This window comes from Parvimonas sp. C2 (genome assembly GCF_035282405.1).
Lineage (GTDB): Bacteria > Bacillota > Clostridia > Tissierellales > Peptoniphilaceae > Parvimonas.
The window spans coordinates 96,715-121,620 of the sequence record NZ_JAYKBP010000001.1; the positions used below are offsets into that span (position 1 = coordinate 96,715).

The following is a 24,906-nucleotide window of genomic DNA, read 5'->3' on the forward strand; positions in this document are numbered from 1 at the left end:
ATATTATATAATTATTATGATAACTATTCTTTATAAAATCATGTTATATAAGATTTATCTTACATATAATTACTAAAAATGAGATGCAAATTGCACCTCATTTCAACAAAATTGTTATATTAAAACTCACATAGACCAACTGTTCTTGGGAAAGGTAATACGTCTCTTATATTTTGCATTCCTGTTAGATACATTAACATCCTTTCAAATCCTAATCCATAACCACCATGTTTTGTTCCACCAAACCTTCTTAAGTCTAAATACCAAGAATAATCTTCAATATTCATATTTGAATCTTTCATTTTTTGTTCTAATATTTCAAGTCTTTCTTCTCTTTGACTTCCTCCTATTAGTTCTCCTATACCTGGAACTAACATATCTGTTGCTGCAACAGTTTTATTATCATCATTCAATCTCATATAGAACGCTTTAATTTCTTTTGGATAATCTGTTAAAAATACAGGACCCTTTACGATTTTTTCACAGATATATCTTTCATGCTCTGTTTTCAAATCAACTCCCCATTCAACTGGGTATTTGAAATTTTCTTTAGATGATTTTAATATTTCAATTGCTTCAGTATATGTCATAACCTTAAATTCTGAATTAACAACAGAATTTAATCTTTCGAGCAATCCGTTATCTATAAAATCGTTAAAAAACTTCATTTCATCAGGTGCATTTTCTAAAACAAATTTAATAATATATTTAACCATATCTTCTGACAATTTAATAACATCTGTTAAATCAGCAAAGGCTATTTCTGGTTCAATCATCCAAAATTCAGCTGCATGTCTAGTAGTATTTGAATTTTCAGCTCTAAATGTTGGTCCAAATGTATAAATATTTCTATATGCCATTGCAAATGCTTCGCCTTCTAATTGACCACTAACAGTTAAATTTGTAGGTTTTGAGAAAAAGTCTTGAGTAAAATCAATTTCTCCACTTTTTGTTCTTGGTAGATCATCTATATCTAAATTTGTAACCCTAAACATTTCTCCAGCACCTTCTGCATCACTTGCTGTTATAATTGGAGTATGTGCATAAACAAATCCTCTTTCAAAAAAGAACTTATGTAGAGCATAGCTTAAAATTGATCTAACTCTAAAAATGGCATTAAATGTATTTGTTCTTGGTCTTAAATGTTGTATAGTTCTTAAAAACTCAAATGTATGTCTTTTCTTTTGAAGAGGATACTTATCAGTGGATTCTCCTTCAATTACTATTTCAGAAGCATTAATTTCAAAATTTTGTTTTCCACCTAGACTTTTAACAACCTTCCCCTTAACTATAATTGCAGAAGGTAATAGTAATTTTGATATAGTTTGAAAATTGTCTAGTTTTGGTTCAATAACAATCTGAATACTCTTGAATGTAGTTCCATCATTAAGCTCTATAAACCCAATATTATTATTAAAACGACTATTTTTTATCCAACCCGCTACTTCAATTTCTTTATCAATATAATTTTCTTCATTTGCAAAAATATCTTTCAGTAAAAACATTCTATTCCTCCTCTAATTTATCAAAAAACTTTTTTTCATATCCAATATTTTTTGGATTATAAAATTTTAAATCTTTAATTTTTTCAGGTAAATATTCTTGACCTGTAACCATATTTTCATAGTTGTGAGGATACTTGTATTCCTCATTTTTCTTAGAGATTGTTCTTGAAGTTTGTAAAAAGCTAGGAACTTCTTCAAGTCCATTTTCTTTAATATATTTTAATGCCTTATCTATAGCTAAGTATGATGTGTTACTTTTTTCACTACAAGCAAGGTAAATAGCACATTGTGATAAAATAATCCTTGCTTCAGGCATTCCTATTTTTTTTACAGATTCTGCACAAGAATTTGCTAAAATTAATGCATTTGGATTTGCATTTCCAATATCTTCCGATGCAAAAATGATCATTCTTCTAGCAATAAAATTGATATCTTCACCAGATATTAACATTGATGCTAAATAATAAACTACAGCATCAGGATCTCCAATTCTCATTGATTTTATAAAAGCAGAAATAAAATTATAATGTTTATCTGAATTTTTATCATAATATACTTTTACCTTATCAAGAATATTCTTGATTTTATCTTCAGAAATAACTTTATCTTCAGATTCAATATTATCAATAATTAGTTCAAGATAATTTAAAGCAGTTCTCGCATCTCCATTTGACATTTTTATTAGATAGCTAATACCATCTTTGGTGTAGTTTATTTTTTTATTTTTTAAAATTTCATCATTTAAAATAGCATTGTCAATTATATCTTTTAAATTTTCAAAACTGAGTGCTTGTAATTCAAAAACAATAACTCTTGATAATAAAGCGTTATTTACTTCATAAGCAGGATTTTCCGTAGTTGCACCAATAAATACTATATCTCCCTTTTCAACAAATTCTAATAAAAAATCTTGTTGCATTTTATTAAATCTATGTATCTCATCTATAAATAATATAGTCCTTTTATTATACATTGATAAATTATCTTTTGCAAGTTCAATTATTTCTTTTATTTCCTTTGTTCCAGATGTAACCGCAGAAATTTTTACAAAATAATTATCAGTACTACTAGAAATAATATTTGCAAGTGATGTTTTACCCGAACCTGGCGGACCATATAATATCATTGACGAAAATCTATTATTTTTTATCATGTTTTTTAGCACAGAATTATTTTTTATTATATTATCTTGACCAATAAAAAAAGATAAATCATTTGGTCTCATTCTTTCAGCCAATGGTTTTGATAATTTAGAAAATAAATTGTAATTCATTTTAAATAAATCCATATTTTCCTCTTTTCTATAAAATTAGTACCTCGAAAACTCGAGGTACTTAATTTTTAATATTTCTTTAATTCTTTAACTTTTGAAGCTTTACCAACTCTATCTCTTAAGTAATATAATTTTGCACGTCTTACTTTACCACGTCTAATTACTTTTAAACTTTCAATTCTTGGTGAATGAATTGGGAATGTTCTTTCAACACCAACTCCTTGTAATACTCTTCTTACAGTAAAAGTTGCTCTTGATCCTTTTCCTTGTTTTTTAATTACAGTTCCTTCAAAAGCTTGAACTCTTTCTCTGTTTCCTTCTTTGATTTTATATCCAATAACAACTGTATCACCAACATTAAAATCAAATTTTTCTTGTCTTAATTGTTCATTTTCAATTTGTTTTATTATATCCACAATAATTCCTCCTAATATCAATGTTCTTAATTTATTTTATATAAACTAGCGGAACATCCTATTTCTTTTTTAAAATGTACTTTTCATATAAGTCAGGTCTTTTTTTCTTTGTATTTTCTAATGAAGATTCTTCTCTCCATTTTTCAATCTCTTTGTGATTTCCACTAAGTAAAACTTCTGGAACTTCAATTCCATTAAAATCTCGAGGCCTTGTAAAAACGTCATATTGTAACAAATTATTATAATGCGAATCCGTAGAAGCACTATCTGAATTACCTAATACTCCATCCACCATCCTACAAACAGCATCCATAAGTAACATAGCCGGAATTTCTCCTCCTGTTACAACATAATCGCCTACAGAAATTTCTTCATCTACATAATTATTTATAATTCTAGAATCAATACCTTCATAATGTCCACATAAAAATATTAAATGTTCTTTTTTAGATAACTCTTTACATTTATTTTGTGTTAAAACTTCTCCCTGCGGAGATAGAAATATAAGTTTAGAATTATCTTTTTTACTAAAGTTTATAGCATCGAAAACAGGTTGAACTGTCATCAACATACCTGCTCCACCACCATATATTTCATCATCAACTTTATTATGTTTGTCTTTAGAAAAATCTCTGATATTTAAAATTTCAAGTTCAATAATTCCCTTTTCAATAGCTTTTCCTAAAACACCATAATTTTTTATTGAATCAATAAACTCTGGAAACAAAGTTAAAATTGTAATTTTAATCATTTAACATACCATCTATTATATTTACTTTCATTATTGATTTATTAATATCAACATCTTTTATAAACTCTTTTACTGCTGGTACATATACATTTTTTCCATTATAATCAATTTCATAAACATCATTAGCCAATGTTGTCAAAACATTTTTTATTTTTCCAATAAATTTACCATCTTGATTATATACATCAATTCCTATTAGCTTGTATATATAATACTCATCTTCAGGAAGAGCTAATAAATCACTTTCTTCAATAAAAAGTCCTTTATTTTTAAATTCCAACACTTGATTTATATTGTCATATTCATTAAAAGTTAATAAAGCAAGATCAGTACTTAGTTCTTTTACAGATTTTATTGTAACAGTTATTTTTTTATCAATATAAAATGTACAATCAGCTTTAAATCTATCAATATCAAAAGTTAATAAATAAATTTTTACAGTACCTTTAATTCCATGAACATTTATAATTTTTGCAACTTCAATAAATTCCATAATACTAATTTATTTCTATTATTACCTTTTTACCTAACTTCATTGCAGAAGATCTAACAATTGTTCTAATAGCTTTAGCAATTTTACCTTGCTTACCTATAATTTTACCAATATCATTTTCATCTGCCTTAATAAAAATCTTCAATACTTCTCCTTCTTCTTCAGTAGTTATAACTAATTTTTCAGGATTATCAACTAAAGATTTTACTATAAATTCAACTAATTCTTTCATATATACAGTCCTTACTTATTCTCAGAATATATATTATTATTTTTAAATAATCTATTTACCGTATCAGTTGGTTTTGCACCATTTTTAATCCAAGTATTTACCTTTTCAGCATCAACTTTAATTTCTTTTGATTCTGTTAGTGGATTATAATATCCAATTTCCTCGATAAATTTACCATCTCTTGGTGCTCTTGAATCGGCAACAACTATTCTATAAAATGGCTTTTTCTTTGAACCCATTCTCTTTAATCTAATTTTAACTGCCATATTGTCCTCCTTAAAATTTATTTAAAAAAAGGTAAACCAAATTTGCCTTTTTTCTTAGCTCCTTTTGTCATGTCTTGCATTTTTTTCATCATTTTTTTACTATCTTTAAATTGCTTAAGCAATTTATTAAGATTTGTAATACTAGTTCCTGAACCTTTTACAATTCTTTGCTTTCTAGAATTGTCAATAATATCTGGATTTTCTCTTTCTTTTTTTGTCATTGATAAAATCATCGCTTCAATTTTGTCAAGTTCTTTTTCATCAATGTTAACATCTTTTAGCATTTTAGAGTTTACACCAGGCATCATAGAAAGCAAATCCTGTAATGGTCCCATATTTCTAACCTGTTGCATTTGACTTAAAAAATCATCCAATGTAAAACTTTGCTTTCTAATTTTTTCTTCAAGTTCTTTTGTTTGCTTCAAGTCAAATTGCTTCTGAACTTTATCTATTACGGATAGAATATCTCCCATTCCTAAAATTCTTGATGCCATTCTATCAGGATAAAATTGTTCTAAATCATCCAGCTTTTCACCTACACCTATAAATTTAATAGGTTTTCCTGTGATAGCCTTAATAGATAAAGCAGCTCCACCTCTAGCATCTCCGTCTAATTTAGTCATTATCACTCCGGTAATATCTAATTCATTATTAAAACTTTCAGCAACATTAACAGCATCTTGTCCTGTCATAGAATCTACTACTAATAAAATTTCGATAGGACTAACTGATGATTTAATAGATTTTAATTCTTCCATAAGTACATCATCTATATGTAGTCTACCAGCAGTATCTAAAATAACTATATCTTTTGAATTAGAATTGGCAAATTTAATTGATTCATTTGCTATTTTAGTAACATCTTTACAATCATCAATAGTAAATACTGGAACATCAACTGATTTACCAACAACTTGCAATTGCTTTATTGCTGCTGGTCTATAAACATCACATGCTACTAGTAGAGGTCTTTTATTTTGTTTTAAAAAGTATCTAGCAAGTTTTCCAGCATGTGTAGTTTTTCCTGCACCTTGTAAACCACAAAGCATAATAACAGTCGGAGGATTAGAGTCAATTTGAATTTTCTCTTCTTTTTTCCCCATAAGAGCAGTAAGTTCTTCATTTACAATTTTAATAACTTGTTGTGCAGGAGTTAAGCTCTCCATAACTTCCTTGCCAATTGCTCTTTCTTTTACATTATTTATAAACTGTTTAACAACTTTGAAATTTACATCAGATTCTAAAAGTGCAAGTTTAACTTCTCTCATTGCAAGGTCTACATCTTTTTCAGATAATTTTCCCTTACCTCTTAATTTATTCAATGCTCCTTGAAGTTTTTCAGATAAATTCTCAAATATCATTCCCATCACTTCCTATAAATCATTTTCTATAATTTCATTATTTTTCTTTTGAATAATATCCAGGATATTAAGCAAAGAGGAATCTTCTATTTTTGAATTTTCAATTAATAAATTAATTTCTTTTAGACTACTATTTATTTTATCGAATTTAGAAATTAATTTTAATTCATCTTCATAGAATCTTAATTTTTTTTCTGCTCTACTTAAAATATCTGATATACCTTGTTTAGAAATTCCATTTAATTCAGCAATTTCCCTAAGAGATAAATCTTCATTACAATGTTGATCAACAACATTATATTGCTTCTCGCTAAGAAGTTTACCATAATAATCAAATAGAACAGCTATCTCAACTATTTTTTCCATAATCACCTCTTAAATGGGTCAAGTTTTTTTCTTGACCTTTATATTATATCATTAAATACATATTTGTCAATACTTTTATTAAAAAATTTTTAAAAAAAATTAACGTATTTTTCAACGTTAATTTTTTTAATTAAATATTGCATTTACAAAGTCTTCATTATTATAATCTTGCAAATCATCTATTTGTTCTCCAATTCCTATTTGTTTAACCGGAATTTCCATTTCAAGTTGAATTGTGAAAACAACACCACCTTTAGCAGTTCCATCTAATTTTGTTAAAATTACACCATCAATATTTGCTGTTTCCCTAAATTCTTTAGCTTGAGTAATAGCATTTTGTCCAGTTGTTGCATCAAGAACAAGTGTTACTTCCTTATTTGCTTCAGGATATTCTCTATCTATTACTCTAGCAATTTTATTCAACTCATTCATTAAATTTTTCTTATTATGAAGTCTTCCAGCGGTATCACAAATTAGAATATCTATATTTTTACTTTTTGCACTTTGAATTCCATCATATACAACAGATGCTGGATCAGCCCCTTCTTCATTTGAAATTATTGGAACACCTGATCTATTAGCCCATTCAGTAAGTTGTTCAGTTGCTGCTGCTCTAAAAGTATCTGCAGCAACAAGCATTACACTCTTACCTTTTGATTTAAATTTATTTGCTAATTTTCCTATAGATGTTGTTTTTCCAACTCCATTTACTCCAACAACCAGTATAATTGTTGGTACACCATCTACAATATTGAAATCATGATTCAAATCTTTTGAAGCTAATTTTGAATTCATAAGCTCAATTAATTTGTCTTTAATTAAAGACGGCTCAGTAATTTTTTCCTTTTTTACAATTTCTTTTAAATCATCTATTAGTTCCATTGTAACATTTGCACCAATATCAGCAGAAACTAAAATATACTCTAATTCTTCAAATAATTCTTCATCAATTTTTTTTGACATAGATAGTAAATTATCTATCTTACTTGATAAATTATTTCTTGTATTTGTTAAGCCTTTTTTTAGTCTTTCAAAAAAACTCTGTTTTTTTTCAACAACTTCTTCTAATTCATTATCTTCTTTTTTCTTTCCAAAAAAATTAAACATATTATTCCTTCTCCTTATTAAAAGTCATAGAAACTATTTTACTAACTCCTTTTTGCTCCATAGTTACACCATAAATCATATCTGCCATTTCCATAGTAGGTTTTCTATGAGTTATCATTATAAATTGAATTTCTGTTAAATAATTCTTCAAATATTCAACATATCTTAATATATTAGAATCATCTAACGCAGCATCAACTTCATCTAAAATACAGAAAGGTGATGGTCTTGTTTCAAAAATTGCAAATAATAGTGCTACTGCTGTTAGTGATTTTTCTCCTCCAGACATTAAAGATAAAGTCTGCATCTTTTTACCTACAGGTTTAGCTATAATATCTATTCCACAATTTAAAATATCTTCGCTATCAAGCTCAAGTCTAGCTTCACCACCATTAAATAAAATTTTGAAAATATTTGAAAAATTTTCATTAATACTTTTAAATTCGTTAATAAAAGTCTTTTTCATTGTGTTTTCTAATTTTAATATAATTTTATTTATGTCTTCTATAGAATTCTGTAAATCAACTTCTTGATTTCTTTGAAATTCAAGTTCAGTTTTTACTTTTTCAAACTCTTCTATGGAATCATAACTAAAAGAACCTAATTCTCTTAAATCTTCTTTTAATCTTTTTAATTCTTCTTTAGTAAAATGCTCACTCTTATATAATTCCATTTTTCTTTCACAATCTTCCAAATTTAAAGAATATTCATCACAAAGTCTATTGATTAAATTTGAAAATTGATCTTTTAAATTTGATATCCTAAGTTCATTTTTCTCAATTTCTTTTTCTAAAGTTAAAGATTTTTCGCTTAATTCAGAATATCTTTTTGAAATTTCTTCATTATCTAATATCAATTTTTTCTTTAAATCAATATTAAAGCCAATTGAATTAGTTAATTCCTCAATTTTAGTATCTAAATCCTCATTAAGTTTTTTTATCAATTCTATTTCAGATAAATTATTTTTTAATTGTAGCTCAAATTCTATTAACTCTGTTTCCTTTAGATTAAGTTTACCTTCATTAGAATTCTTGTTTTCTAATAAAATATTTTTTGAATTACCTAAAATATTTATATCTCTCTCAATTGAATCTAAATTATTTATTACAACAATTTCTTCTTTTTCCAACTCTAAGATAAAATTCTTTAATTCATTTATTTCTAAATTGTATTTATTAATTTCATCATCTATAAGGATACTCTTTTCCTTATAAATAAGCAACTCTTTTTCTTTGTCTGGAGTAAAACCTTGATGATTTTCTTTATAACTATCAATTTCATCAATTTTTTCAGAAATTTTACTAATATCAAATTCATTTAAATAGATAAGTTTTTGTAAAGAATCAATTTTTAATTTTGCATTTTCTTTTTCATTTTTCAAATTATCTAATTTTTCTTTATTTAGCTGTAAATCAGTTTTTATTTCCGAAATTCTATTTTGATTATTACTCAAACTAATTTCTAAAGCTTTAATATCTGATAAAGCATTCTCTAATTGTTGTTTTCTACCTATTATAGAAAATGAGTTCTTACTTGATTTATAGCCACCAGAAATGGAACCCCAACTATTTATAACGTCACCATCTAGCGTAACTATTCTATATTTGTTTTTAAATTTATTAGATAGTTTTATAGCAATATCCATATTTTCGCATATTACAGTATTTGCCAAGAAATAATTAACTATATTTCTATAATCATCATTACAAGTTATTACATCATTAGCAAAGGATAATATGTCAGAATCTGTAATATTACTACGTTCCTTTTTAGATAATATTTTTGAAATAGGAAAGAAATTTAGTCTTCCAATTTTATTAGTTTTAATTTTCTCAATTATTTTTTTAGCTTCTAAATCATTATGAACAACAATACCTTGTAAATTTGAAGACAAAACAGTATCAATTGCCTTTTTATACTTTTCTTCAACAGAAATAAGTTCTCCCAAAGTTCCACAAATCATTGATTTTAATTCAGTTTCTTTTTCACAAAGTTTAAATAAGTCTTGAACTGATTTCCCATACCCTTCATAATTTCTAATATAGTTTTTTAACATAATAACTTCTTTATTTTTATAATTTATCTCATTATTTATATTAGAAATCTGATTATTTAAAGAAATAAGCTCATTTTCTAATTCTGATATAAGTTGTCTCTTTTCAAGGATAGTTAAATCAATATTTTGTACTTTTTGACTATTTGATTCTAAAAGTAATTTATTTTCAGATAATTTCTTTTCTATACTTTCTTTTTCAATATTTAATTTAGCAACTTCTTCAGTATTTTCTTCGATTTTTTTATTTATACTATCAGTTATAATTTCATTAGCTCTTTTTTCGGTTTCTAAATCATTAATTATATTTTCAATTTCCTCTTTTTCAAGAATAAATTTATCTATAATTTGAACCTTTGAATCTAAGAGTTCTTTATTTTTTAACAATTTACTCTTAACCTCATTTTTAGCATCATGATATTTTTTTAAAATCAAACCTTTTTCAGAAATTTTATTCTCTTGATCTGAAATTTCAAGATTTATTTTTTCTAAATTATCAATATACTCTTGTTTTAAATTTAAAGATTGGTCATTGTTTAATTTAATAAACTTATTTCTTTCAATTAAGATATCTTTCTTATTAGTTATATCATTCTTTTTATGGGTTAATTTATTTAATTCAGTGGAATCTTTTTCAATTATATTAGTTATATTATTTAGTTCCTCTTTTAATGGAGCAATTTTTAATTTTACTTCTTCAAATTCTTTATTTATATCAATTATTTCTTCTTTATTAATTTCTAAATTTTCAGAATATTTATTAAAATTACTATTTAAATTGTTATAATCTTTATATGAAATAGAAAATTCGGCTTTTTCAATATTCTCTAATAATGCAATACCTTTTTTAGCCTTAGTAGATTGTCCTTTTAAAAAACCATATCTATTTTCATTTTGGATAATTATATCTCTCAGTCTTGTTAAATTATCTTTTGCTCTGAATAACTTCTTTTGGGACTCATTCTTTTGATACTTAATTTTAGAAATACCTGAAGCTTCTTCAAAAATGGCACGTCTATCCTCAGATTTCCCGTTTATTATTTCTTCGATTCTTCCTTGACCAATTATTGAATAACCTTCTCTTCCTATTCCGGTATCTAAAAATAATTCTCTAACCTCTTTTAATCTAACATTTGATTTGTTTATAAAATAATCACTTTCTCCAGTTCTATATAACTTTCTTGAAATTGTAACTTCCTTAAAATCAATAGGTATTACATTATCTGAATTATCAAAAGTTATACTAACAGTAGAATAATTTTTTTTAATTTTATTATCTGTCCCAGAAAAAATAACATCTTCCATTTTGCTTCCTCTTAAAGTCTTAGCGCTTTGTTCTCCTAAAACCCATCTAATAGCATCAGCAACATTACTTTTTCCACTTCCATTAGGTCCTATTATCGCGGTGATATTAGTCTCAAAATCCAATTTTATTTTATCAGCAAATGATTTAAAACCATTTATTTCAATACTCTTAAGTCTCATCAATTCTCCTTAAAATATTTTTATTAAAATAATAATCTATAAAATCATTTATATAAACTATATTTTTATTAAATATTAAAATATTTTTCTCTAAAGTAAGAGTTTTTATTCTTATATTAATATTATATTTTTCTTTAAAATATTTTATATTTAATCGTTTATTCCCTATAATTTTTGAAATTTCTGAATTATTACACTCAAGAATAAAATCATTTTTAATATCAAAAAAACTTATATAATACTCTATAAAATCTTTATAAATTGAACTTTCAACAAGTTCTCTAAAAGCGGGATGATATGGTCCAGCAACAACATCTCCATCTTCTGAAATATTATCACTACTTTGTAATCCAAGTCGGATTATAGGTATACTATAATATTTAAAAAGTATATAAATATGTTTACACAAATAAATAGAATCTTCAAGACTCATTGGCATATATTCTTTAGAATAGTAAAGTCTTTCCAATTCTGTATCTCTTATAGTAAGTGTAGGATAAACTCTAACAAAGTCCGGCTTTATTTTGCATAATTCAAAAGCGGTATTAATTACTGTATCTATAGTATCTCCATAGAGTCCTACCATCATTTGTAATCCTAATTTAATCTTATATTTTTTTATAAGTGAAGATGACTCATAAACACATTCTACATTATGACCTCTGTTATTTAAATCCAAAGTACTCTGAGTCATAGATTGGACTCCTAATTCAATTGTCTGAACTTTATATTTGATTAAAATATCAAGAATTTCTTTACTAATGTAATCTGGCCTCGTTGATATTCTTATAGAATTTACAAATCCTCTATCAATATAATCATTTGCTATTTCAAGGTAACTAATCATTAAATTCTTGTCTAGGCCTGTAAAACTACCTCCATAAAAGGCAATTTCTATTGGAATAGTTTTATTCTTAAAATATGAGATATAGTTTTCTATATTTTTACGTATATCAAATTCATCTAGAGCATCTTTGAAATTTGTTATCTTTCTTTGATTACAAAATATACAATCGTGAGGACATCCCATATGTGGAACAAAAATTGGAATTATATTACACTTATTCACTTATAGCTCCACTTTTTATTAAGGCATCTCTTGCTGCTTGTTGTTCGGCTTGTTTTTTATTTTTTCCGGTTCCGTAACCTTTGATAATATCATCAATGTTTACACACATATCAAATTCTTTATCATGATCTGGACCGCGTTCAGCAACAAGTGTATAACAGATTTTAGTTGTAGAATTTTTATGAAAATATTCTTGTAAATAACTCTTATAGTCTTTTATAAAAATATTTTTATTAATTTTATAAACTACAGTATCAAAAAAATATTTATTAGCAATTTCAGTAACTATTTCCATACCTCCGTCAAGGTATAATGCTCCAAAGAGAGCTTCAAAAGTATCTGCTAATATACTATTCCTGTCTCTGCCACCAAAATTATCTTCACCTTTTCCTAATAAAAGATATTTTCCTAAATTAAAAGTTCTTGCAGCGTAAGAAAAAGACTCTTCACAGACTACTTTACTTCTAATTTTAGTTAAATATCCTTCATCAGAATTTGGAAACTGTTCATATAATTCAACACTAACAATAAAACCTAATACGACATCTCCTAAAAATTCAAGTCTTTCATTAGAAATTTTAACATCTTTATACTCATTAAGATATGATCTATGAACAAAAGCTAAATTTAATAAATCTAAATCTTTAAATTTATATCCTATTGAATTCATAAGTTCTTCAAGCAATTCTTTTCTTTCTTTAGTAATCATAAAAAATTACCCCTTAGATATTTTTTTCAATATATTCCACTAAATCTCTAACTGTAATAATTGAACGAATAGTATCTTCATCTAACTCAAGATTATATTCATCTTCAATATCCATGATAACACTTAGAACTTTAATAGAATCTGCTTGTAAATCTTCTCTAAATCTAGTATCTAAATTTATTTCTTTCCCTTTAAAAGCATTTTGTAAAAATTCTTTTACCTTTTCAAAAACCATCATTATTCTCCTCTCTCAATTTTTGCTTCAATTTTTGTATTTATATCTTTATTTATATAATCAACCATTGAAATTATACCTGAAACAACTGCTCTTTCATCACTACTACCATGTCCTTTAAATACAACTTTTTTTAATCCTAACATAGGACAAGCACCATACTCTTTATAGTCTAAAGTCTTTTTTAATTTTGTCATAGGAGACTTTATTAAAAGACCTCCAATCTTTCCTAAAAATGAAGACATTAAAGTTTTTTTCATATTAGTTAAGATGAATTTAACAGAACCTTCAATAGTCTTAAGCAAAACATTTCCATGAAATCCATCACATACTACTACATCAACTTCACCATTAAAAATATCTCTAGATTCAACATTCCCAACAAAGTTCATGTCCTCATCTTCTAAAACAGAATAAGTTTCTTTTAAAATTTTAGTGCCTTTACCATTTTCACTTCCTATATTTAACAATGCTACTTTTGGGCTTTCTTTATTTAATATTTCTTTAGCGTATATATTTCCCATTATCGCAAATTGCTTTAATATTTCAACAGTACATTCTATATTCGCACCAATATCTAATAATATCATTTTATCTTTATTAGTGGGTAATGTAATGGTTAAAGCAGGTCTTTCAACATTTTCCATTCTTTTTGCAATAAGAAGTCCTGAGACAAGAACTGCTCCAGTACTTCCAAATGAAATTAATCCGTCTGCCTCTCCTTTATCTAATAGTTTCATTCCTAATACTATTGAGGCATCTTTCTTCCTTCTCACTGCAAAAGTTGGTTCTTCCGTATTTAATATATATTCATTTGTATCAATTATTTCTAATCTATTTTTTAAATCACTATCAACATTAAATTTATCTACTATTTCTTTTGGACCAATAACTACAAAAGACAAATCTTTAAGTAATTTACTTGTTTCTATGACTCCATTAAAAATTGTTTCAGCACCTTTATCTGATCCTAATAAATCTACTATTATTTTCATAATTACCTCCAATAATAACACACTTCAGTATATCATATTTATAACTTTTATACAAATTTTTTATTATAATAACTCACTTTTAATATATTATTTAGTAATAACCTTAAATATAGTTTTCTACTATATAATACTAGCAATTATTAATGTTCACAATAAAAAACAGTAAATTTGTTAATTTATTAAAATTTACTGCTTTATTATTAATATGTTAATTAGTATCTAAATATTCTTTTACTGCCAAAATAAATAATTCATTATCCTCAGTATTTCTTACTGCTACTCTGATAAATTCTCTATTTTCTAAATTTATTTTTGAAGTTAAATCTTTTATAAAAATATTATAATGATCTAGCATTTTGGCACAAAACTCTTTAGAATTTCCCTTATTCAATTCAATAGTAAAATAATTTGCTTGAGATGGTATTACTCTGAATTCTTCAATTTTATTTAATTTATCTAAAAATATCTTTCTAGCATTTTTAATTTCTGTTAATGCATGAGTATATGCTTTTTTATATTTGTCATAAATTTGAAGATAATATTCCCCAAATGAATTTATATTCCAAATTGAAACATCTTTTTTAATCATAGAAATTAAATTCGAATTCGAAGTTGCAACAATTCCAAGACGAAGGCCTGGAACTCCATAAGATTTTGAAATACTTTTTACTACAATAAAATCTTCATATAAATTTAATAACTTATCATCTAAAAATGTTGAATTTTCTTCTTCTGCAAAGTCAACAAAACTCTCATCTAAGATAAATTTAATTTTTTTATCTCTAGCCCATTCAATCAAATCAAGAACATCTTTTTTACAAATATAATTACCAGTAGGATTATCAGGATTTATCAAAACTAACGCTTCTATATCTTTGTCAGAATAAAATTCAATTAAATCCTTAGCTGTATATGAAAAATTATCATTTTTTGGAATGAAAACTATTGACTTTTCACTATTATGTCTATTAGGATATTCTTCAAAAGTTGGTCTGATAAATCCAATATTTCCATCAATTTTTTCGATTAGCGATTTTATTAGTTCAGCAGCTCCGTTTCCAACAACAATATTTTCTTTTTTTATATCAAAAATTTTTGCTACAAGACTAGAATTGACATTAAGTCCTGATGGATATTGTTCAAGTAAAACTTTGAAATTATATTTCAATTCATTTATCATCTTCTTAGGTGGAAAATATGGATTTACTAGATAACAAAAATCTAATAGTTTAGGATATCTCCAATATCCACCATACCTTATTTGATATTTTTCTAGCTTTTTATCTCCATCAGAAAAAATTGAAGAAGCAATATCAAGATCTTGCTCATCATCAATTTCATACCATCTAATATCATCTGAAATTACTTTTGCATATATATGATTCTTTCCTAAATCAATAATTATCTTTAAAACAGCTTCATAATAATCATTTTTTCCGTTTGCACTCATATATGCCTCTAAAAAAGGAAAATATATATTTTTAGAAAATTCTTTTGAAAATTTATATATATTTATAGTTTTATAGTAATCATATGCTTCTTTAAAATTAAAATCTTTTCCCGAGATAAAATCTAATATTTGTTCATCATCATTTATCTTTAGACAAGTTCCATCCATCCAACGTTCATATTTTGCAACTAAAGCTAAATTTTTACGTTTATCATCAATGACTTCTGTAATCATTTTATCATCAAATATTAAATCTGATTCTAATAAAATACTATCTTCTTTAACCATTTCATTTTTAGCAAGAAACATCGAATAAATATTATTAGTTTTATCATAAATTTCATTATTTATAAAAGTCAATTTAGTATTTATATTTAAAGATTTTATATAATTAATAAAAAATTCACTCTTATATCCTGTAACAACAACTATATTTGAAAGAGATTTTTTATCTAATATCCTTAACATCCTCTCCATTAGAGAAATACCATCCACCTCTACCATAGATTTTGTATTATTTTCAGTTAATTTTTTTAATCTGCTACCAAGACCAGCGGCTAATATAACTGCTTGCATTTAAGCACCTCCTATTTATACTTTTTAAATACTAAAAATGATGGGAATTTTGGAATAAAAAATGTAGATTTTGGTGGTAGTATACAAACTTCATTAGCTAATTCCATAAATTCATCAACATCTAATGGACAAAGTTCAATTAATACATCATTTTTTCCAAGATTTTTCTTAGCAAATAAAATCTCATTATCTCCAATATATTCAACATTTGAAAAGTTTAAAATTCTAAAAGCTGTTGAAATAATTTGAGTATTCATTCTATATACATCATTGTTCCAAAATAAATCATTTTCTGTATCTTTTAACTTTACAAGGAAAGAATCATCTTGATATGATATTCTGACAAAACCCTTTTTCAACTCTCCATCATCAAAAACTTCCAAAAAACTGTCCATAAATAACTTTGCTTTCTCAAAAGAAGTAGCGTCAATATTTCTAATAACTCTATGTATAGGAGAGATTGTGACTTGAGAAAAGCTTAAAAAACAAGAAAAAACACTATCTTTATCTTTTAACATAGAAGAGGTATATAATCTGTGATGTCCATCAGCTACATACATTTGTTTAACACTTGAAAAATTTTCTATAATTTCCTTAGCTTCATTGTCAAAATAAACATATAAATCAATATTATCAAAATGATACTCTTTTGTATACTTTTTATTTTCAAGAATTTTTTTGTAATCAATTTCTTCTTTATGTACAATGAAAACTGGAGCAGTTTCAGCATTATAGATATGATAGTTTGCAATCATTCCTTGAATAACATCTGGTAAAACTAATTCATGACATTTTATTTTTTCTGAAATATACTCTTCAATAGGTAAATCTGCAAGTAAACCATAAGAGTTAAAATATTTAAAAATATAAATACATTCTCTATTATTTTCTATAGGTTGAGAATTCAATTTATCTTTACTACTTTTAGAAAGAAATAATGTGTTATCATCAAAACATATTTTTTCATTGTTTATCTTTGCCAAATTAATAAAATCAGAATCATATATATTTTTAGAAATATTAACAAAACTGTTTTTTAATAAATCTATTTTCATAAAAAACCTCCATAAACTAAATAATATATTATAATAAAAATTGTAATATATTTTTATGATTTGGGATTAAACTAGACTTATTATATCATAATAATAAATAAAAATCATCTTACTTTATACATATATAAAAAGATGAGTAATTAATCTCATCTTTAATATAATTTCTATTCAATAATTAAATCATCTAACAACAATTCTTCTGAGTCTTCGATTTCGTCATCAACCAAATTTGTTGTTTCAATTTCTTCTGGAACATCTTGCTTTTCATATTCAATTCCATAAGATTCATATATTTTTTCTTTTATTTCTTCTAAAAATGCAGGATGTTCTTCTAAATAAACTTTAGCTTTTTCTTTTCCTTGTCCAAGTTTAATATCTCCACAACTATACCATGCTCCTGATTTTTTTATAATATTTTTATCAGCTGCCATATCCACTATAATTCCAAGTTTTGATATTCCTTCACCAAATATAATATCAAATTCACAAGTTTTAAAAGGAGGTGCCATTTTATTTTTAACAACTTTTACTTTAGTTTTTGCACCATAAGGTTCACCATCTGCTTGTTTTAACTGCTCAGCACGTCTTATATCAATTCTAACACTTGCATAAAATTTTAACGCTCTACCTCCTGTTGTAGTTTCAGCTGGACCACCACCTGCATAAGGATTAGTTGAAATATTGGATCTTAATTGATTAATAAATACAACCGTTGTGTTTGATTTTGAAATTATACCAGCTAATTTTCTCAAAGCTTGACTCATAAGTCTAGCATGTAATCCCATATGAGAATCTCCCATATTTCCTTCTATTTCAGCTCTAGGAACAAGTGCCGCAACAGAATCTACTATTACCAAATCAATCCCAGAGCTTCTAACTAAAGCCTCAACAATAGCTAATGCTTGTTCACCAGTATCCGGTTGGGATATAAGTAAATTATCTACATCTACGCCTAGTTTTCTCGCATATTCCGGATCTAATGCATGTTCAGCATCAATAAAAGCTGCCACTCCTCCAGCTTTTTGTGATTCAGCTATTATATGCAATGTTAATGTGGTTTTCCCAGAAGATTCTGGACCATAGATTTCAACAATCCTTCCTTTTGGTATTCCACCAATCCCAAGTGCAATATCTAAGTTCATTGCTCCAGTGCTTATGGACTCTATATTCACTTTAGGAGCGTCTCCCATTCTCATTATTATCCCTTTTCCAAAATCTTTCTCAATTTTTTCAAGAGCAATAGATAAAGCTTTTTTTCTTTCATTCTTATCTTCAATTCTTTCAAATTTATCTGTTTTTTTAATAGCCATCATATCCTCCTATAATTATATATTTTTTAAGTCTAAAACTTTTATATTTTTCCAAATATAATCTACTGCAGAAATAACTGTGAATATAACAGATATATACCAAAGTAAAATATCTAAATTAAATGGTATATTAATTATTTCTGTAGAATTTAAAAGAATAAAACTTATTGCAAAAAGTTGCGTAATAGTTTTAATTTTTCCATAAATACTAGCTGATATAACTATTCCATTAGATGCAGCTACTAATCTGAATCCTGAAATTATAAATTCTCTGGCAAGTACAATACATACCATCCATGCCTCAACCTTACCAAACTGTACAAGCATAACTAGAGCAGAACAAGCCAGTATTTTATCTGCTAAGGGATCCATAAATTTTCCAAAGGTAGTAACTAAGTTACGACTTCTAGCTAAATAACCATCTAACATGTCTGTTAATGAGGCGATAGTAAAAATTAAAAAACCTAAAATATTATTTATTCCAAAAACTAACAAACATACTATAAAAACCGGTACTAAAAATATTCTAAATAAAGTTAATTTATTTGCTATATTCATCGCTATCCCCTTTCAATTTGTCCAAATAATCAAAACCAACTAAAATTTTTCTAGGTTTACTTCCCTCTTGTTTACCTACTATCATTCTACTTTCCATTTCATCAATGATTCTTCCAGCTCTAGCATATCCAATTTTCATTTTACGTTGTAATAGTGATATCGATGCAGAATTTTCTTCTAAAACAATTTTAACTGCATCATAAAATAAGTCATCAACCTCATCATCTTCACTATCCATATTTGAAACTTCTAATTCAATATTTTTAATTATTTCTTCATCATAAAAAACTTCTTGAGTTTGCTCTTTAATATTATTAACTACTGCTTCAACTTCACCATCTGAAACAAAACAGCCTTGAATTCTAATAGGTTTCGATAGCCCAGAAGGATTAAACAACATATCTCCTTTTCCTAATAATGTTTCTGCACCAGAAGAGTCTAGAATTGTTCTTGAATCAATCTGTGAAGAAACTTGGAATGAAATTCTTGATGGAATATTCGCCTTTATTGTTCCTGTTATTACATCAACTGAAGGTCTTTGAGTAGCAACTATCAAATGAATTCCACAAGCTCTAGCCATTTGTGCAAGTCTACAAATATAAGATTCTACTTCATTTGCACTCACCATCATTAAATCTGATAATTCATCTATTACTATAACTAGATAAGGTAATTTTTCTAATTCATCAGTTTTTTGTTTTTCATTATATCCTTTAATATCTCTAACTTGATTATCAGAGAATAAACTGTAACGTCGTTCCATTTCTCTTACAGCCCAGTTTAAAGCGGCACTAGCTTTCTTAGAATCTGTAACTACTGGAATAGCTAAATGAGGAATTTTATTATAGATTTTAAGTTCTACTACCTTTGGATCAATCAAAATCATTTTCACTTCTTCTGGTGAAGATTTGTACAGAATACTCATAATTAAAGTATTGATACAAACCGATTTCCCAGACCCAGTTGCTCCTGCAATTAACATATGAGGCATTTTATCTATTGAAGAAACTATAATTTCTCCAGATATTGTTTTTCCAAGAGCCATTGGCATCTTGGATGTGCAATTTTGATACTCTTTTGAAGATAATATCTCTTTTAGAGATACATTCTCCTTTAGAGTATTTGCAACTTCAATTCCAATTACTGACTTACCCGGAATAGGTGCTTCTATTCTTATGTCTGAAGAAGCCAATGCTAAAGATAAATCATCAGCCAAATTTACTATTTTATTTACCTTAACTCCCATATCTGGTTGTAATTCAAAACAAGTTACTGTAGGTCCTTTATTAATTCTAACAACTTTTGCTCCTACGCCAAAACTTTTTAAAGTTGATTCTATTTTTTTTGCTCTTTGTTTTAAGGTTTGTTCTGATTCTGTTTCTTTAGTTTTACTACCTTTTAATAAATTTAAAGGAGGTATTTTATACTCTATTTTTTTTACATCCGAACCATTCATATTTATATCTAAATTATCTGTTTTTATTTCAGATTTTTTTGACTTTGATTTACCTTTTTCTGAATTCTCATCAGGAAATAAATTAAAACTATCTAATATTTCTTCTTTTTCTTTTTCTATTTCTTCAATTTCTATTTCTGTATCTTGGTTAATATTATCATTATGATCTAAAACAACAATTTCACTTTCTTCTAAATTATCAATATTTTCAACAATTGCTAAAGTTTCATTATCATTTTGTATATCTCCAGCTTTTTTTATTTCTTTTTTTTCTTTATACTCAGAATACTTTTCACTAATTTTTTCAAAAGCTTTTAAAATATTAAATTTAACAATTTTTAAGAAATCAAAAAAAGTTATATCTAAAAATGACAATACTAAAAACAACCCTATAATAAAAGTAAAGATATAAAGCCCTATTACTCCAATCATAGTATTGTAAAAATATCCAAATATAGCTCCTATATATCCACTTCCTTTTGGTGCTGTATTTTTAGCAATTTCTAATTTAACTGAGATAATATTTGAAGAATTAATTGCTAAGTCAACAATAGCCATATAGTTAAAAAATAACAATAAAGCCATAATACTACGGTTTCTATTCTTTTTATTTAATTTCCCAAGAAGAACTACTATATATATTATTTCCGTAATTAATAAGAAAATAAAATACGTCCCTCCAAATAAAGTATGAAAAATATTTTTAATAAAATTTCCCAAAAATCCAGTATTCGCAAAAAAAGAAAATATTATAAAAAAAGAATTCAATAAGAATAATCCTAAAATAACATTTTTTAAAATTTTATCGTTTTTATTTATATTTAATTTTTTTGTATTCGATCTAGTTTTTCTCTTATTATTCATTTTTTCCTCTACTAATACCCTGTATGTCCAAATCCACCTTTATCTCTAGTTGTATCAGATAGTTCTTCTACAAGTTTAAACTCTGCTCTCTCATATTTTGTAATTATCATTTGAGCAATCCTATCATTATTTTTGATAACATATTCTTTATCAGAAAGATTAACTATAAGAACTTTAATTTCTCCTCTATAATCACTATCTATTGTACCAACTCCATTAGCCATTGTTATACCATGTTTTAAACTCATTCCACTTCTAGCTCTTATTTGTCCCTCATAACCTAAAGGAATTTCTAAAAATAATCCAGTTGGTACAGCTACTCTTTCCAGTGGTTTAATCATTAAATCTTCATCTAAATTTGCTCTTAAGTCAAATCCAGAAGCACCCTCTGTGGCATAAGTTGGATTCTCATTTTTACTTCTATTTATAATTTTAACTTCCATTAAATTTTCCTCCAAAAAATACATTTTTAACAGTAATAGTATAACAAATTTATTGTATTTAATCAAACTACTTAACATCATTTTTTTCAATTTTCTCTAAGTAAAAATCATCGCTTATCTTTATAAATCTTGCAGTTACATCTAAAACTTCTGGTAAAAATTTATAATCACTTTTTAACTTACTTTTTGAAAATAAAACTCCTTCAAAAGCAAAATCAAACATATCTTTATCTGAATTATTAACAAAAACTCCTTGAACTTTAGGCTTCTTATTAATAACTATAATTTTACTTAAATTATAAATTTTAATATTACTATAAATATCTAATTCTTTATTTAAATCAAAAAATAGTTTATTTTTAACATCTATATTTATCACATTATATTTATAATCTTTAATATAATCTGAACTTTCTAATAGAAATGTTTTAATGAACTCATCTCTTGAACAATTTTTCAAGTTATCTATATCACATAAATTAAGATTATTATTTTTAAATTCAATACCTTTTTCTTCTAAATATTTACTTAGCAATTTTAGATATTGTTCATTATACATAAAGCATATTTTATCTTTATAGTCATATATTCTTAAATCATCAGAATAGGTACTTTGAATTTCATTGCTAAAAATTCTATCATACAATTTAGAAAAACCTTTATTTATGTCAAAGAAAAAATTATCACTTAATATATTAGTATTTCCATCAATAAATTTTTTTAACTGCAAATCAAATAAAAAATTTTCTATTCTATTTTTATCGACAATCTTATATTCAACTAATTCATTATTATTCTTTACCTCAATAAAAATTTCATATTGATTTACATTATACGACATATCACCATTCATTTTATTATTAAAGTTTATTTTTTTCTTGATTTTTTTACTATTTAGGGTTAAACTGTAATTTTCAAATTTTTTAGAATAATCATCAATATTATTAACTTTTAATAATTCTTTCATATTAATATTTAAAGAAAAATTTTCTCTATTATTTAATTTACTATTTATAAAATTTAACGTAGTCTTTGTACTTAGAATTTCTTCTATACTTATCTCTTCTAACTTTCTGGAAATAGATTTCTCTTTTGAAATTTTATGATTATTTGTATTAAGTGTTCTATGATAAATTGATAAAAATGTAACTACAACTAAAGAAAATATCAATAAACTAATTGGCATAATATAAGATTTACGTTTCATATCAATTTTCTCCTGTCAAATATTTAAATTTCTTATTCTTAAAAAAAATATATTTACTATACTCTTTTCCATTAAAAGAAAATCTTAAAACTAAGTAATTATCAAAACTTTCCACTTCAAAAGAATCTAAATCTTTTATCAACAAATTATTTCCATAATATGTTGAATTTAAAATATCTTTAGATATTCTCCGTATTTCATATTTATCTCCATATTTTACTTTTTTATATATTATTTCATTTACTTTAGATATTGTATGATTTGATTTTTCACTCAAAAAAGAATTATATCTATATCTTTTTATCTCTATTCCATCTGAATTAACTATGGTATCCGCAGAATCTGATATTTCATTTTCTATATAATCCATTGCATAATTTATCTGTTCTAATTTTGAATAATCCTTCCTTTGATTCAAATTTACAAAATATGTACCATAAAAAATATGTACACAACAAATAATGATAACACTTGAAACTGCAATTGTAATCAAAAGTTCTAACAATGTAAATGATTTTGATTTATTTGGATACATAAAATTCATATAATTTCTCCATATTATCTTTTAAAAAAATCTTTATATTATATAATTCACCTAAATCAGAAACTTTAACATCATATTTATTCATATCCACTTCATTTAAAATCGACCTATTAGTTTTTATATTATTTCTTATAAGTGCTATTGTATTTTCAATATCAGATAATTTTTTCACTTCTTTAATATTTTTATTTTGTATTTGCAAAAAATAATTAATTCCTGATATTATATATATACTAATAATTGATAAAATAAATACTGCAAAAATACATTCTACTAATGTAAATGCCTTATTTTTAAATAAATTAGTTTTCATTCTTAATCACATTAACAAAACCTGTTACCGGTCTTATCCTAATTTCATAATTTTCTTTTTCGTATGAAAATTCAAAAGTCTTTCCCTCACTAGGAATTCCATTAATATTTAATTCCAAATTAGTACTATTTAGTATATTCAAATTTTTACAACGTATCTTTTTTAATACATAGTCTCCTGATGAAATAGTAAAAATTTCATTTTCAGAATCAGATTTTAAAACAACAATTTTTCTATTTTTTATAGAAAAGACTTTTGCATTTTCAATACTTTCTACTATCAAATTTAATTCTTCATTAGCAATTGTTTTTTTATTATTTACAAAATTCACTCTAATAATCATAATCATAACAGAAATTATAGCCAAACATACTATTAATTCTATAAGAGTAAACGACTTTTTCTTAATCATCTTTTTCCACTGCAGGTGTTACTATAACATCACCATTTTTTATTTCAACTTTATAAGCCGTTCCCTTTATAGACTTTGGTAATTTAGGAATTTCCTTTATATACTTTTTATTTACCAATTCTTCTGTTATATCCATATCAGATTCTACTTTTTCTTCTGATAAGTATCTAAGTCCTGCTACTTCCAAAACTTTAACATTTGCAGAATGTGCTGTCTTATCAGCCTTAACTCTTGAATTATTATATCTTGGTACTGCAATAAGAATTAAAATTGCAAGTATTGCTATAACAACTAAAAGTTCAATCAATGTAAATGCTTTTTTCTTTACATTACTCATAATATTAATCCTCCTAAAATAAATAATATATATTATACAAAAAAATTGCAGGAAAACTCCCGCAA

General features: G+C 25.4%; 26 protein-coding genes. All 26 read right to left on the reverse strand.

What is annotated here, in order from left to right; all coding sequences use genetic code 11:
- Positions 1-119: 119 nt before the first annotated feature.
- On the reverse strand, positions 120-1,505 hold the full coding sequence (asnS, locus tag VJI95_RS00450; protein ID WP_324009860.1) for an asparagine--tRNA ligase: 1,386 nt from the start codon (positions 1,503-1,505) through the stop codon (positions 120-122).
- Between the two features lies 1 nt (position 1,506).
- Positions 1,507-2,793: a replication-associated recombination protein A gene (locus VJI95_RS00455; RefSeq protein ID WP_323998996.1), complete on the reverse strand. Its 1,287-nt coding sequence runs from the start codon at positions 2,791-2,793 to the stop codon at positions 1,507-1,509.
- 53 nt (positions 2,794-2,846) lie between these two features.
- Complete coding sequence (gene rplS / locus VJI95_RS00460) at positions 2,847-3,194, reverse strand: 50S ribosomal protein L19 (protein ID WP_004833379.1); 348 nt, start codon at positions 3,192-3,194, stop codon at positions 2,847-2,849.
- Between the two features lie 58 nt (positions 3,195-3,252).
- Complete coding sequence (gene trmD / locus VJI95_RS00465) at positions 3,253-3,945, reverse strand: tRNA (guanosine(37)-N1)-methyltransferase TrmD (protein WP_323998998.1); 693 nt, start codon at positions 3,943-3,945, stop codon at positions 3,253-3,255.
- Positions 3,938-4,438, reverse strand: coding sequence for a ribosome maturation factor RimM (rimM, locus tag VJI95_RS00470; RefSeq protein ID WP_323999000.1), 501 nt, complete (start codon positions 4,436-4,438; stop codon positions 3,938-3,940). Before rimM ends, trmD begins: the two co-directional genes overlap by 8 nt.
- A gap of 4 nt (positions 4,439-4,442) precedes the next feature.
- Positions 4,443-4,670 carry a KH domain-containing protein gene (locus VJI95_RS00475; RefSeq protein ID WP_269752945.1) on the reverse strand — a complete coding sequence of 76 codons (228 nt, stop codon included), beginning with the start codon at positions 4,668-4,670 and terminating at the stop codon, positions 4,443-4,445.
- Between the two features lie 11 nt (positions 4,671-4,681).
- Complete coding sequence (rpsP, locus tag VJI95_RS00480) at positions 4,682-4,936, reverse strand: 30S ribosomal protein S16 (RefSeq protein WP_041953914.1); 255 nt, start codon at positions 4,934-4,936, stop codon at positions 4,682-4,684.
- A gap of 17 nt (positions 4,937-4,953) precedes the next feature.
- Positions 4,954-6,297: a signal recognition particle protein gene (ffh, locus tag VJI95_RS00485; RefSeq protein WP_324009861.1), complete on the reverse strand. Its 1,344-nt coding sequence runs from the start codon at positions 6,295-6,297 to the stop codon at positions 4,954-4,956.
- Positions 6,298-6,309: 12 nt separating this feature from the next.
- Positions 6,310-6,663 carry a YlxM family DNA-binding protein gene (gene ylxM / locus VJI95_RS00490; protein ID WP_323999004.1) on the reverse strand — a complete coding sequence of 118 codons (354 nt, stop codon included), beginning with the start codon at positions 6,661-6,663 and terminating at the stop codon, positions 6,310-6,312.
- A gap of 126 nt (positions 6,664-6,789) precedes the next feature.
- Positions 6,790-7,770 (reverse strand): signal recognition particle-docking protein FtsY, encoded by a 981-nt coding sequence (ftsY, locus tag VJI95_RS00495; protein ID WP_324009862.1) that lies wholly within the window; start codon positions 7,768-7,770, stop codon positions 6,790-6,792.
- A gap of 1 nt (position 7,771) precedes the next feature.
- Entirely contained in the window at positions 7,772-11,308 is a 3,537-nt protein-coding gene (gene smc, locus VJI95_RS00500; protein WP_324009863.1) for a chromosome segregation protein SMC, read from the reverse strand.
- Positions 11,298-12,377: an elongator complex protein 3 gene (locus VJI95_RS00505; RefSeq protein ID WP_324009864.1), complete on the reverse strand. Its 1,080-nt coding sequence runs from the start codon at positions 12,375-12,377 to the stop codon at positions 11,298-11,300. The genes smc and VJI95_RS00505 overlap by 11 nt, the downstream gene beginning before the upstream one ends.
- Positions 12,370-13,086, reverse strand: coding sequence for a ribonuclease III (gene rnc, locus VJI95_RS00510; protein WP_323999008.1), 717 nt, complete (start codon positions 13,084-13,086; stop codon positions 12,370-12,372). Before rnc ends, VJI95_RS00505 begins: the two co-directional genes overlap by 8 nt.
- A gap of 13 nt (positions 13,087-13,099) precedes the next feature.
- Positions 13,100-13,321 (reverse strand): acyl carrier protein, encoded by a 222-nt coding sequence (locus tag VJI95_RS00515; RefSeq protein ID WP_323999009.1) that lies wholly within the window; start codon positions 13,319-13,321, stop codon positions 13,100-13,102.
- Positions 13,322-13,323: 2 nt separating this feature from the next.
- Complete coding sequence (plsX, locus tag VJI95_RS00520) at positions 13,324-14,316, reverse strand: phosphate acyltransferase PlsX (protein WP_323999011.1); 993 nt, start codon at positions 14,314-14,316, stop codon at positions 13,324-13,326.
- A 208-nt stretch (positions 14,317-14,524) separates the two neighbouring features.
- The gene (locus VJI95_RS00525) at positions 14,525-16,342 is read right to left on the reverse strand and encodes an aminotransferase class I/II-fold pyridoxal phosphate-dependent enzyme (RefSeq protein ID WP_324009865.1); all 1,818 of its coding nucleotides are present in this window, start codon (positions 16,340-16,342) and stop codon (positions 14,525-14,527) included.
- Positions 16,343-16,353: 11 nt separating this feature from the next.
- A complete protein-coding gene (locus VJI95_RS00530) occupies positions 16,354-17,397 on the reverse strand; it encodes a DUF1015 family protein (RefSeq protein ID WP_324009866.1) in 1,044 nt (347 codons plus the stop codon).
- 164 nt (positions 17,398-17,561) lie between these two features.
- Entirely contained in the window at positions 17,562-18,707 is a 1,146-nt protein-coding gene (recA, locus tag VJI95_RS00535) for a recombinase RecA (protein WP_324009867.1), read from the reverse strand.
- 15 nt (positions 18,708-18,722) lie between these two features.
- Entirely contained in the window at positions 18,723-19,265 is a 543-nt protein-coding gene (gene pgsA / locus VJI95_RS00540; protein ID WP_323999017.1) for a CDP-diacylglycerol--glycerol-3-phosphate 3-phosphatidyltransferase, read from the reverse strand.
- The gene (locus VJI95_RS00545; RefSeq protein ID WP_324009868.1) at positions 19,249-21,585 is read right to left on the reverse strand and encodes a DNA translocase FtsK; all 2,337 of its coding nucleotides are present in this window, start codon (positions 21,583-21,585) and stop codon (positions 19,249-19,251) included. Before VJI95_RS00545 ends, pgsA begins: the two co-directional genes overlap by 17 nt.
- 11 nt (positions 21,586-21,596) lie before the next feature.
- The gene (gene dut, locus VJI95_RS00550; RefSeq protein WP_323999023.1) at positions 21,597-22,028 is read right to left on the reverse strand and encodes a dUTP diphosphatase; all 432 of its coding nucleotides are present in this window, start codon (positions 22,026-22,028) and stop codon (positions 21,597-21,599) included.
- 67 nt (positions 22,029-22,095) lie between these two features.
- Complete coding sequence (locus VJI95_RS00555) at positions 22,096-23,235, reverse strand: hypothetical protein (RefSeq protein ID WP_323999025.1); 1,140 nt, start codon at positions 23,233-23,235, stop codon at positions 22,096-22,098.
- A gap of 1 nt (position 23,236) precedes the next feature.
- Positions 23,237-23,779 carry a PulJ/GspJ family protein gene (locus VJI95_RS00560; RefSeq protein ID WP_324009869.1) on the reverse strand — a complete coding sequence of 181 codons (543 nt, stop codon included), beginning with the start codon at positions 23,777-23,779 and terminating at the stop codon, positions 23,237-23,239.
- Positions 23,757-24,092, reverse strand: a complete 336-nt coding sequence (locus VJI95_RS00565) for a prepilin-type N-terminal cleavage/methylation domain-containing protein (RefSeq protein ID WP_323999029.1) — start codon at positions 24,090-24,092, stop codon at positions 23,757-23,759. The genes VJI95_RS00560 and VJI95_RS00565 overlap by 23 nt, the downstream gene beginning before the upstream one ends.
- A complete protein-coding gene (locus tag VJI95_RS00570; protein ID WP_324009870.1) occupies positions 24,082-24,504 on the reverse strand; it encodes a type II secretion system protein in 423 nt (140 codons plus the stop codon). The genes VJI95_RS00565 and VJI95_RS00570 overlap by 11 nt, the downstream gene beginning before the upstream one ends.
- The gene (locus tag VJI95_RS00575; protein WP_323999034.1) at positions 24,497-24,841 is read right to left on the reverse strand and encodes a prepilin-type N-terminal cleavage/methylation domain-containing protein; all 345 of its coding nucleotides are present in this window, start codon (positions 24,839-24,841) and stop codon (positions 24,497-24,499) included. The genes VJI95_RS00570 and VJI95_RS00575 overlap by 8 nt, the downstream gene beginning before the upstream one ends.
- Between the last annotated feature and the right edge of the window lie 65 nt (positions 24,842-24,906).

Excerpts from the sequence above, each read along its gene's own strand:
- asnS (WP_324009860.1), bottom strand. The coding sequence starts at position 1,505 with ATGTTTTTACTGAAAGATATTTTTGCAAATGAAGAAAATTATATTGAT.
- VJI95_RS00455 (WP_323998996.1), bottom strand. The coding sequence starts at position 2,793 with ATGGATTTATTTAAAATGAATTACAATTTATTTTCTAAATTATCAAAA.
- trmD (WP_323998998.1), bottom strand. The coding sequence starts at position 3,945 with ATGATTAAAATTACAATTTTAACTTTGTTTCCAGAGTTTATTGATTCA.
- rimM (WP_323999000.1), bottom strand. The coding sequence starts at position 4,438 with ATGGAATTTATTGAAGTTGCAAAAATTATAAATGTTCATGGAATTAAA.
- VJI95_RS00475 (WP_269752945.1), bottom strand. The coding sequence starts at position 4,670 with ATGAAAGAATTAGTTGAATTTATAGTAAAATCTTTAGTTGATAATCCT.
- rpsP (WP_041953914.1), bottom strand. The coding sequence starts at position 4,936 with ATGGCAGTTAAAATTAGATTAAAGAGAATGGGTTCAAAGAAAAAGCCA.
- ffh (WP_324009861.1), bottom strand. The coding sequence starts at position 6,297 with ATGATATTTGAGAATTTATCTGAAAAACTTCAAGGAGCATTGAATAAA.
- ylxM (WP_323999004.1), bottom strand. The coding sequence starts at position 6,663 with ATGGAAAAAATAGTTGAGATAGCTGTTCTATTTGATTATTATGGTAAA.
- ftsY (WP_324009862.1), bottom strand. The coding sequence starts at position 7,770 with ATGTTTAATTTTTTTGGAAAGAAAAAAGAAGATAATGAATTAGAAGAA.
- smc (WP_324009863.1), bottom strand. The coding sequence starts at position 11,308 with ATGAGACTTAAGAGTATTGAAATAAATGGTTTTAAATCATTTGCTGAT.
- rnc (WP_323999008.1), bottom strand. The coding sequence starts at position 13,086 with ATGATTACTAAAGAAAGAAAAGAATTGCTTGAAGAACTTATGAATTCA.
- VJI95_RS00515 (WP_323999009.1), bottom strand. The coding sequence starts at position 13,321 with ATGGTTTTTGAAAAGGTAAAAGAATTTTTACAAAATGCTTTTAAAGGG.
- plsX (WP_323999011.1), bottom strand. The coding sequence starts at position 14,316 with ATGAAAATAATAGTAGATTTATTAGGATCAGATAAAGGTGCTGAAACA.
- VJI95_RS00525 (WP_324009865.1), bottom strand. The coding sequence starts at position 16,342 with ATGCAAGCAGTTATATTAGCCGCTGGTCTTGGTAGCAGATTAAAAAAA.
- VJI95_RS00530 (WP_324009866.1), bottom strand. The coding sequence starts at position 17,397 with ATGAAAATAGATTTATTAAAAAACAGTTTTGTTAATATTTCTAAAAAT.
- recA (WP_324009867.1), bottom strand. The coding sequence starts at position 18,707 with ATGGCTATTAAAAAAACAGATAAATTTGAAAGAATTGAAGATAAGAAT.
- pgsA (WP_323999017.1), bottom strand. The coding sequence starts at position 19,265 with ATGAATATAGCAAATAAATTAACTTTATTTAGAATATTTTTAGTACCG.
- VJI95_RS00545 (WP_324009868.1), bottom strand. The coding sequence starts at position 21,585 with ATGAATAATAAGAGAAAAACTAGATCGAATACAAAAAAATTAAATATA.
- dut (WP_323999023.1), bottom strand. The coding sequence starts at position 22,028 with ATGGAAGTTAAAATTATAAATAGAAGTAAAAATGAGAATCCAACTTAT.
- VJI95_RS00555 (WP_323999025.1), bottom strand. The coding sequence starts at position 23,235 with ATGAAACGTAAATCTTATATTATGCCAATTAGTTTATTGATATTTTCT.
- VJI95_RS00560 (WP_324009869.1), bottom strand. The coding sequence starts at position 23,779 with ATGAATTTTATGTATCCAAATAAATCAAAATCATTTACATTGTTAGAA.
- VJI95_RS00565 (WP_323999029.1), bottom strand. The coding sequence starts at position 24,092 with ATGAAAACTAATTTATTTAAAAATAAGGCATTTACATTAGTAGAATGT.
- VJI95_RS00570 (WP_324009870.1), bottom strand. The coding sequence starts at position 24,504 with ATGATTAAGAAAAAGTCGTTTACTCTTATAGAATTAATAGTATGTTTG.
- VJI95_RS00575 (WP_323999034.1), bottom strand. The coding sequence starts at position 24,841 with ATGAGTAATGTAAAGAAAAAAGCATTTACATTGATTGAACTTTTAGTT.